We start from the raw sequence: 10,331 nt of genomic DNA, 5'->3' as shown, positions 1-10,331 counted from the left end.
CGTGACGAGATTGTAGGAATTCAGAGTGATTTTTAATATTAGCTACAAGGCTAAGATGTCTTTATGCATTGACTTGCAAGCCAACATAACGAACTTAGAACGAAAAATTTATGATGTGTTTTTGAGTGAAAAACAAGATCTAAAAATGACTGTTTCATTGTTTGAAATCAACCTCTTAAAAAGAGGTGTCTTTGTGATTTTTAGACTTATTTTTTTCTAACAAGACTTCATTTTTTCTCAACTTAACCAAGGGTTTTACAAACAATGTATTGCCGATGGTTAAGAGATGGTTAATTTAAGGTCAAATTAACCATCTATCAACCATCATTAAGCAAAAAAAATCCCCATCGCGGTTAATGATCGGGAATGGTCTTGGATCCTTTACCTAGACTTGTACCAAGCTTGGTTACAAGCTCTGAAAGATGGCCTTAGATAGCCAAAAAGGTCTCCTGCCCTACGTTCTCAGACCGGAGGCCTGGCACCCAAGTTTGGGTTGGTAAGCCATAATGCTTTTCAAGATAGTCAGCTCGGGCTTTAACATCCTTCCATTCAACTTCTAAATGCGGTCCCTTAAATGCAATAACCACAACATTGCAATCGTGAACCTGTTGGAATACTAAAACTCTATTATTAAATGCATTACATATATTATTAATATTAGTTTTAAAGCTTTTATGATTACCAAATAAATTGACTGTCATAACACCGGTAGTTTTTAAACTATTAAAACAACCTTCATAAAACTCTGCTGAACTTAAAACAGGCCCTCTTGCTGTGGCGTCATATAAGTCCACTTGTAATAAATCAATGGATTCTTGATTATTCTTACTTGTCACATAGTGAAGAGCATCCGTTTCTAATAACTCCAAGTTCTTATTAGGTGCCGGTAGATTAAACATCACACGAGCTGCAACAATCACCGCTGGGTTTAAATCAATAGCCGTAACCTTTGCCTTAGGGAAATGCTTATGCGCAAACTTGGTTAAAGCCCCTGTACCCAACCCTAACTGAACCATATGGAATGGTTTCGCAGCCTTGGATGAGTCAATTGTTAACGCGCTGGTTTTTGATGACCTATTCTTAACCTGAGTTAAGCGCTTGTCATTTGGATCTAGGAATAGTAATCCTGCCATCATCTGCTGGGCATACTCTAGTTCAATGAAGTCAGGCTTACAAATCCGCATAGCACCCTGCACCCACCAAGTACCAAAATGCAAAAATCTGACACCATGCTCTTCCGAGAAGGTTACGGGAGCAAACTGAGGCTTACTATCCTTTTGATTGACCTTGGTTAACTTAACCTGAGGGGTGGATGATTGTTTTTTAGCCATGGCGGCCTCCGATAAAAGAATAAGGCTCAATGATTGAGCCTCATTTAACTGGTTCAACTTTGTATTAATCTGAATGCCCAGCTACTAATAAAGAAGTTGGCGATAAGTTTGACATAGCTACTTTATCAACCCTAATACTTTTACTGAAGTCAAAGTAATCACATGTGTCATTTTGTTCCCAGAATGCTACTTCCTCCTCATGGTTAAGGAACTCTGGAATAGATTTGATTAATGGATTCATTTCTATATTTTATATCGCTGAAAAACAAAAGAATACTTAATGAAGATTTCAGAAATAGAAGGATGATGTTGAATGGGATCTACCATCGGCAGACCCCACTAGAACGACAAGTTATTTAGTCCAAGCCCTAGCGTTACGGAACATGCGCATCCATGGGCTGGCCCCATCTTGGATATCGTTCCATTGCTTTGGAGCCCAACTCATTTGTGCCGTTCTGAATACACGCTCTGGGTGAGGCATGAGCACCGTAAAGCGACCATCCGGCGTTGTTAACCCCGTAATACCGTCTGGTGAACCGTTTGGATTCAATGGGTAGGTTTGAGTTGGCTGACCTTGGTTATCCACAAATCGTAACGCAACCAAGCCTTTAGCTTGAGTTTGTGCTTGATTGCCCTGCTGGCTAAAGTTAGCGAAACCTTCACCGTGAGCCACAGCAATCGGTAATTGGCTACCGGCCATGCCTTGCAAGAAGATCGATGGTGATTTTGTAACCTCAACCATGACCAAACGAGCCTCATACTGCTCAGACTGGTTACGAGTGAATTTTGACCAAGTGTCCGCACCCGGAATAATGCTGGCCAAGTTAGACATCATTTGGCAACCGTTACAAATACCCAAACCAAAGGTATCTTGACGATTGAAGTAGGTTTGGAACTGATCCTTGATGGCAGCATTAAATAGGATGGACTTGGCCCAACCCTCACCAGCACCTAATACGTCACCATAACTAAAACCACCACAAGCTACCAAGCCTTGGAAATCTTTTAAATTGACTCTACCGGCAATCAGGTCGCTCATGTGAACGTCATAGCTTGAGAAACCTGCCCAGTCCATGGCATAAGCCATCTCGAGATGGGAGTTAACGCCCTGCTCTCTAAGTATCGCGACTTTGGGTTTAATACCTTTAGCAATGTACGGAGCTGCCACGTTCTCACTTGGATCGAAGGTGAGCTTGGGCTGCATACCAGCATCGGCGAGGTTATCAACGAGGTTGTTCTCGCTATCGGCGCAATCCGGGTTGTCACGTAAACGTGCAATCTGCCAGCTGGTGCTCTGCCATAGCTTGTGCAAGACATGGCGAGGCACATCCAAGATTTTCTTAGCATCGCGCCACACTTCAATTTGGCCATTGGTATTCGGCTTCGCCACCACATGGCTGCAAGCGTAGAGGTTGAACTCTTTCAAAATAGCTAAAACAGCATCTCTGTCAGAACGTTTCACTTGAATCAGAGCACCTAACTCTTCATTAAAGAGTGCGCGTAATGTGAGGTCGTTACGTCTTCCAGACACTTGTTGAGCCCAGTTCTTCGCATCCCCAAAGTCGGATTCGTGATCTTTATCAAGCACCAACATGTCGACATTGAGCGATACACCCACATGAGAGGTAAAGGCCATTTCGGTGGCAGCTGCAAACAAACCACCATCCGAACGGTCGTGATACGCCAATAACAAACCTTCTCGGCGCATCTTAATGATCGCTGAAGCCAAGTTCTTCAAATCTTGTGGGTCATCCAGGTCAGGTGTGGATTGACCGGCTTGATCAATGACTTGAGCCAAGATGCTGCCAGCCATACGGCTCTTAGATCGACCCAAATCAATCAAAATGATTTCTGTATCAAGAGCCTGACCCTGCTCATCCTTCGTCTGAAGTAAAGGCGTGGTGGTCTGACGTGTATCAACTACAGGCGCAAAAGCAGAAATAATCAAGGAAACCGGTGATGTCACCGCTTTCTTTTCTGCTGTTGTGTCATCGGACCACTGCGTGCGCATCGATAAAGAGTCTTTACCGACTGGAATTGAAATACCCAATGCTGGGCATAGTTCCATACCCACTGCTTTAACTGAATCAAATAGTTTGGCATCTTCACCTGGGTTGCCACAGGCAGCCATCCAGTTCGCCGACAACTTGATATCTTCAATTTTGTCGATATCAGCAGAAAGAATATTGGTAATTGATTCAGCAACAGCCATGCGTGCAGCCGCCGGTGCGTTCATCACCGCCAATGGCGTTCTCTCACCCATGGACATCGCTTCACCACGATAACCTTTGTAGTCCATCAAAGTCACAGCAGCATCTGCAACCGGTACTTGCCAAGGACCCACAAACTGATCACGGGCATTCAAGCCACCAACGGTTCTGTCACCAATCGTGATTAAGAATGACTTGCTAGCCACTGTCGGGTGTTGCAAAACCAAACTGGCAGCGATATCCAATTGCACATCCGTGAGATCCACTTCTGGCAATTGCTTGTCAATGCGTTTGACATCACGGTGCATGCGCGGCGGTTTGCCGAGCAATACTTCCATCGGCATATCAATCGGTAAACGTTCGTTTTTACCGTCGGCTTCTTTGGTATCCACCAAAAGCAATTGACGCTCGGTAGTTGTTTCACCAACCACCGCAATCGGACAACGCTCACGCTCACACATGGCTTGCAAGATTGGCAAGCTTTCTTTAGTAATCGCTAGTACATAACGCTCTTGAGATTCGTTACACCAAATCTCCGCAGGGCTCATGCCGCTTTCTTCTAGTGGCACTTTTCGCATATCAAAGATCGCACCCAAACCAGCGCCATCAGCCAACTCTGGGAAAGCATTCGATAAACCACCTGCACCCACGTCATGGATCGAGACAATCGGGTTGTTCTCCCCCATGGCGCGACATGCGTTAATCACTTCTTGCGCACGGCGTTCAATCTCAGGATTGCCACGCTGTACGGAGTCAAAATCGAGATCAGCGGTGTTGGCACCGGTGGCCATGGAGCTGGCGGCACCGCCACCCATACCAATGCGCATACCAGGGCCGCCTAGTTGAACTAATAGGTTACCGGCTTTGATTTCTTTTTTATGAGTATGACCATCATCAATCGCGCCAATACCACCGGCAATCATGATGGGCTTGTGATAACCACGACGCTCACCGTCAATGGTTTGCTCAAACACGCGGAAGTAACCACCCAAGTTCGGACGACCGAATTCGTTATTAAACGCCGCACCACCTAAAGGGCCTTCAATCATGATTTGCAAAGCAGAGGCAATGCGCTCTGGCTTACCATAAGGCTGTTGATCCCAAGGCAATTGACTGCCTGGTAAGTTCAAGTTGGATACAGAGAAACCACTCAAGCCTGCTTTAGGTTTGCCACCAATACCGGTTGCACCTTCGTCACGGATCTCACCACCGGAACCTGTCGATGCTCCAGGATATGGGGCAATGGCAGTCGGATGGTTATGCGTTTCCACCTTCATGAGGGTGTGTGTCAAGCGAGTACTTTTGACATACTCTTGCTGTTGATTCGGAGCCCAAACCTCTGCCTCGCAACCCGCCATGATGGCGGAGTTATCAGAATAAGCAACGATGGTGCCGTTTGGTTGCAATTGATGTGTATTACGAATCATCGCAAAAAGTGATTTATCTTGCTCTAGACCATCAATGGTCCAACTAGCATTGAAGATCTTGTGACGGCAATGCTCACTATTGGCCTGAGCAAACATCATGAGTTCCACATCGCTTGGATTACGGTTGAGCTTTTTAAAGTTCTCAACCAAATACTCCACTTCATCTTCAGAAAGCGCTAAACCCATGGTTGTATTGGCTACTTCTAAGGCAGCCTTACCACCCTGAAGGATATCAATACGCGTAAAGTGCTTATCGTTCAATAATTGATAAAGCTCACCGGCTGCCTCGACATTGGGCAGAGTGATTTCGGTCATGCGATCATGGATCACGGCTAAAACGATTTGCTTTTGCGCTTCATTTAAGGCTTTTTTGCTGGTCCAGTAAACCTGAAGACCACGCTCAATTCTTAAAACATCCAAACCACAGTGATGAGCAATATCGGTTGCTTTACTGGCCCATGGTGAAATCGTGCCTAAACGAGGCGCGACCACGGCTTGATCTTGTTTGCCCGCAAAGAGACCTTTAGCTTCTTCAAGAACAAAAGGCTCGCCATAATTGAGCAAGCCTTTGAGAACTGTTAATGCCTCGCCAGCGATAGGCGCTGGTGACCAGACAAAGTGCATAAACTGCGCTTGTATCTGCGTCAATTCGACACCCTGCTCGGCTAAGGAGCTCAACAGGCGCTGTTGGCGAAATTGGGAAAGGGATTTAGACCCAGGAAGGCTTAAAAAACAGTGGTTTGCAGGCATCCCAAGATTATAAAACGAATGGGAATTGCACTCATATTTTTGAGGGTATTTTTAGCGAAAAAGGTCTTAAAAGCCTATCCAATCTGGCTTAATGGGTCACGATTTTCCCGGCATTGATCACCATTTGCCTTTGACAGCGTTGGGCCAAGGCTAAATCATGGGTCACCAAGATCAAAGTGGAGCCCGAGTCTTTATTGAGACTAAAGAGCAAATCAATGACTTTTTGCCCTGTTACCTCATCCAAACTGCCGGTCGGCTCATCCGCAAAAAGAACATCGGGCTGAGTGACAAAGGCTCTCGCTAGAGCAACCCGTTGCTGCTCCCCTCCCGACAGGGTCTTAGGACGATGGTTCAAACGCTCTCCCAAACCGACTTTTTCTAGCCAAACTTGGGCTTTGGCCGCAGCTTCATGGCGTGGCATGCCTTTGAGCTCGAGAGGAAGTTGGACATTCTCCAAGGCACTCAATTGATCAATCAGCTGAAAGGACTGGAAGACAAAACCCACATGCTGAGAGCGGATTTGAGCCCGCTGGTCTTCGTTGGCAGCTGAAATATCCTGATCCATCAAGTGAACGTGACCAGAGGTGGGTGTATCCAAGCCCGCTAACAAACCCAATAAGGTACTTTTTCCAGAACCGCTCGCACCCACAATCGCTAGACTCTCGCCCTCTTCAACAGAGAAGCTGATATCGTGCAAAATAGTCAATGGACCATCCACCGTTTGCACGGATTTAGCTAGGTGAGAAACAGTCAGAACAGAACGAACAGAATCAGTAGGCATTGGAGATAGAGTGAATAGCAGTTTTAAATGGTTAACACATCAGATAGTAATGGTCTTTTTACTTGCTTGCATGAGTTTGGCCGTCAATACGTTGATCGTGGGTCCTGCATGGTCACAAAAGACAACTGTACCGTCAGTCACACCTACTTCAACCCTATTAGTTTTAGGCGATAGCTTGTCTGCTGAATATGGGCTCGCAAGAGGAACTGGCTGGGTCGCTCTTTTGGAAAAACGGCTGGCCACAGATGGCCTACCTTGGCGTGTCGTGAATGCCAGTATCAGCGGTGAGACAACAGCGGGTGGTCAAACGCGTCTCGCCCAGTTACTCAAAGTGCACCAACCTAAAGTCGTCGTGATTGAATTGGGAGCCAACGATGCATTACGTGGTCTGCAACTACAAGCTACCGAGAAAAATCTGAGATCCATGATCCAAGCATCGAAAAACATTGGAGCGAAGGTCTTGGTGCTAGGTATGCGCATACCCCCTAATTATGGGCAGGACTACACCACGCAATTTTTTAACTTATTTGGGAAAGTCGCTAAATCTGAGAATGTGGCACATGTGCCCTTTTTCTTAGATCGGGTGGCATTGAAGATGGAGTTATTCCAGGTAGATCGAATTCACCCGAATGAAAAAGCTCAGCCGATCCTATTGGGTAATGTTTTACCTCAACTTCAACTCTTGCTTAAACCTTAGTTGCCATCGGGTGAATCGGCAGCTTGATCACAAACTGTGCGCCGCCCCACTCAGAGTCTTCGTAATGAATCCGTCCTTGATGACGGTCGATAATGTGTTTACAGAGCCAAAGTCCCAAACCCATACCTTCTTTTTTATGTGACTTCATAAGATCAAAAATCGTGTCTCTTTTCTGGGCAGCGATACCAGGACCATTATCCGCAATACGTAACTCAATATGATCCGCAGTCACTCGCGTTTGGATCATAATTTTTTTATCCATGGAAGCATTGCTTGAGACTGCATCAATAGCGTTATTCACCAAATTTAAGATCACTTGACTGATCTCATTCGTGTTCAAAGGAATCGCTTGCTCCCCCTGAAGGTCAAACTCAACATCCACACGCCGATCCCTTGCTTGCGGCAAGATGATCGACTTCATTTGCTCAATCAACTCATCCAGATTAACAAGGCCGGTTTTAACCTCTTCTTGCCTGAAAATATCTCTTAATGTAGAAACGATTTTGGCAATGCGTTGGTTATCAAACTGAATACCACTGATCACTTCTTGAATGGCCTGTGGATCAGCTATTCCTTCACTCAATTGACGTTTGATGAATTCAGCATTCAAACTAATGGCAGCCACCGGTTGATTTAATTCATGGGCAATCGAGGCTGACAGAGCGCCCGTTGCGGCTGTTTTATTGGCAATCAGTAGGGATGAAATTAAACCCTCTCGCTCTTCCAAGAGAGATTTAATTTGTGCATTTTCTCTAGCCGCTTGATCCAAACTCATCAAAGCATCACGCTCGCGAGTCATCATGCGCTGGTAGAGGTAGCTACTCACTGCAATATAAATCAAGAGGTGCATACTCAAACTACCCCAGAGCATGAATGTCCCGTCAAATTGAATCAACTGGTTACCACCAAGAGATTTATTCAATAATCCAGATACACCAACTGCAGAAGTAATGATTAAGCTGATGAGCACCATGATCATCAAGGTCTTAAGACCTGTACTTTTATCCGTTTTTAAAACAGTTGTTAACTCCCTCATCTCCCACACAGAGAGAATAGAAATGGGAATAGCCATAAAAGCAGCACGAACAGCAAAACCAGCATCAAACTGACGCAAAATTTCAAAGATCAAAATAGAGACTGCCACAAAAGAAGCTGCAAAAATTAAATCAAACTGTGTCAAAGGTTTTCGCCAACTTCTAAATAACAAAACCATCAACATCATGGATGCTAAAAAAGACAAGTTTGCGACTGTTAAAAAAAATCCTGCCAAATAGGGAGCAGTCATCCAACTAATAAAAGAAAATGCTCTCAACAAAATGGAGGATTGCCAATAAATGAGGTTTTCATCTTTCTTAAAGCCTGATGGCGTGATCGTACTCACATACAATCCGATCAACATCAGCGATAAAAGCGAAAAGAAAATTTGATTAGCGGTTTGCATGATCGAAGAGATGGATGAAGTCTGTCGAAGTGTTAGGCATAGTGGGTAAAAAAAACCACTTCAAAAAGAAGTGGTTTTTTAACTTTATTTAATCTGATTAACTTGTTTCAAACCAGAATTGATTCTGACGGCATCAAAATACGTGGCACCCTCAGCCTGAGTTGCTAATTGTGCAATTTGCTGAGCTTGATCGGCTCTTAACTTAGGATCAGCCTTCAGCGGTTGTTGCACTTTAGATACGCGATAAATAGCAGTTCCGCCACCATTGATCGGAGCACTCACTACAGCGGGTAATTGAGCTACATCAACGGACATCACAGCATCTATCGACGGTGCATTTAAGTCAGTAGGCTTGTTACGAGAAACCCATTTCGCTGAAGAGAAACCAGATAAATCATTGGGTGCTTTTTTAGCAGATTCGAGTTTTTCTTGAGCTATCTTATTCGCTAATTCAGCAGCTAAACGCATGCTTACCTGCTTGTTCACTTCCGCTTGAACAGCGCTCAAAGGAACAGCTGCTTGAGCTTGGTGGTTAGCCACGCGTGCCACAACGATCTTACCTGGAGAAACTTCTTGTGCCTCAATGTTGCGGCGATTCTTAATTGCATCATCACTGAACACGCTGGCCAACAATTTAGGATTGGTCAATGGGTGATCAGCAGCTAAACCTCTAGCACCGGCACGAGTCACACCCTTCACGGTTTGAATCGATAATTTCAAGCGCTCTGCAACAGGCTTTAAGCTATCCGGTTGCTCGTACGCCATATTGGCAAATAAATCAGCCTTCTCAGCAAAGTCTTTTGGGTCATCTTTAGCGTTAGCAACTAAGAGCACAAACTCCACATCGACCATCTCTGGCAACTGGAAAGCATTGATATTAGCCTGATAAAAAGCCTCCAACTCTTCTTGAGTCGGCTTAACCTTGGATAAAAAGTCATTAGGAGTTAATTTCAAAACCTGAACTTCTCGCTCAGACTCCAATGCCTGAGAAATTTTCTCAGAAACTTTTCTAGAACCAATTCCTGTAGCCAGCACAGACGTCAAAACTTGTCGGCTTAAGAGTTCATAACGGCGTCCATTTTCAAATTGGTCAATAGTCATTTGATTATTCGCTAATAACTGCTTGTAACGAACTGAATCAAATTTACCGTCTTTATACAAATCACGAATTTCTGGAATCTGCGTAAGGTCTTTTGCCAATGCATCTGGAGTTACTTCTAACTTGAGTGACTTTATTTCGAAGGCCAACAAGCGCTGTTGAACAATTTCACTCAAAACTGCATGCTTAAAAGGCATGCTATTGATGACAGCAGAGTCCAAAGGTTTACCTTGTTGCTGAAGTCTATCTACACGAGCTTTGATAGCGATATCCAACTCTTGGCGAGTAATTTTAATACCATCCATCTTCACTAAAACAGTGTCTTTGCCGATGTCACGCATGTAACTTTCAACCCCCAAAAAGACAAAAGAAGGAAGAATAAGGAGCAACAAAATGCCCATCAGTAGTTTTTGGTACTTACGAATTGATTCAAGCATGGGTTTTGTAGATTTGACGTAGAAAAGTCAGAAGAAATCTGTGGTGGGTGCTGACGGGGTCGAACCGCCGACATTCGCCTTGTAAGGGCGACGCTCTACCAACTGAGCTAAGCACCCACAGAGAAGACGAAAGTATACAGTACCTTCACCTCACCTGC

At 44.7% G+C, this 10,331-nt stretch carries 7 protein-coding genes and 1 tRNA gene; 1 reads left to right on the top strand and 7 read right to left on the bottom strand.

Annotated features, from left to right (window positions below; all coding sequences use genetic code 11):
- Positions 1-428 precede the first annotated feature (428 nt).
- The 4 genes from ICN28_RS00960 to ICN28_RS00945 all read right to left on the bottom strand — a co-directional run bounded on the left by ICN28_RS00960 (position 429) and on the right by ICN28_RS00945 (position 6,499).
- Positions 429-1,331 (bottom strand): spermidine synthase, encoded by a 903-nt coding sequence (locus ICN28_RS00960; RefSeq protein ID WP_216285535.1) that lies wholly within the window; start codon positions 1,329-1,331, stop codon positions 429-431.
- 64 nt (positions 1,332-1,395) lie between these two features.
- Positions 1,396-1,572, bottom strand: a complete 177-nt coding sequence (locus ICN28_RS09635) for a CopG family antitoxin (protein ID WP_216285534.1) — start codon at positions 1,570-1,572, stop codon at positions 1,396-1,398.
- A gap of 111 nt (positions 1,573-1,683) precedes the next feature.
- Positions 1,684-5,718: a phosphoribosylformylglycinamidine synthase gene (gene purL / locus ICN28_RS00950; protein WP_216285532.1), complete on the bottom strand. Its 4,035-nt coding sequence runs from the start codon at positions 5,716-5,718 to the stop codon at positions 1,684-1,686.
- A gap of 88 nt (positions 5,719-5,806) precedes the next feature.
- The gene (locus tag ICN28_RS00945; protein WP_216285530.1) at positions 5,807-6,499 is read right to left on the bottom strand and encodes an ABC transporter ATP-binding protein; all 693 of its coding nucleotides are present in this window, start codon (positions 6,497-6,499) and stop codon (positions 5,807-5,809) included.
- A gap of 70 nt (positions 6,500-6,569) precedes the next feature.
- On the opposite strand from ICN28_RS00945, the gene ICN28_RS00940 reads away from it, so the two are divergent.
- A complete protein-coding gene (locus ICN28_RS00940; RefSeq protein ID WP_255536135.1) occupies positions 6,570-7,196 on the top strand; it encodes an arylesterase in 627 nt (208 codons plus the stop codon).
- Here the strand turns inward: ICN28_RS00940 and ICN28_RS09615 are convergent.
- The 3 genes from ICN28_RS09615 to ICN28_RS00925 form a co-directional block, all read right to left on the bottom strand.
- Positions 7,186-8,577, bottom strand: a complete 1,392-nt coding sequence (locus ICN28_RS09615; RefSeq protein WP_216285529.1) for a HAMP domain-containing sensor histidine kinase — start codon at positions 8,575-8,577, stop codon at positions 7,186-7,188. The two genes, ICN28_RS00940 and ICN28_RS09615, sit on opposite strands and share 11 nt — an antisense overlap.
- 144 nt (positions 8,578-8,721) lie before the next feature.
- A complete protein-coding gene (locus ICN28_RS00930) occupies positions 8,722-10,173 on the bottom strand; it encodes a SurA N-terminal domain-containing protein (RefSeq protein ID WP_216285528.1) in 1,452 nt (483 codons plus the stop codon).
- A gap of 41 nt (positions 10,174-10,214) precedes the next feature.
- Positions 10,215-10,290, bottom strand: a tRNA-Val gene (locus tag ICN28_RS00925).
- Positions 10,291-10,331: the final 41 nt, after the last annotated feature.

The sequence above is a fragment of the Polynucleobacter sp. 30F-ANTBAC genome (assembly GCF_018882385.1).
GTDB lineage: Bacteria > Pseudomonadota > Gammaproteobacteria > Burkholderiales > Burkholderiaceae > Polynucleobacter.
This window is presented reverse-complemented; position numbering and strand designations above follow the sequence as displayed.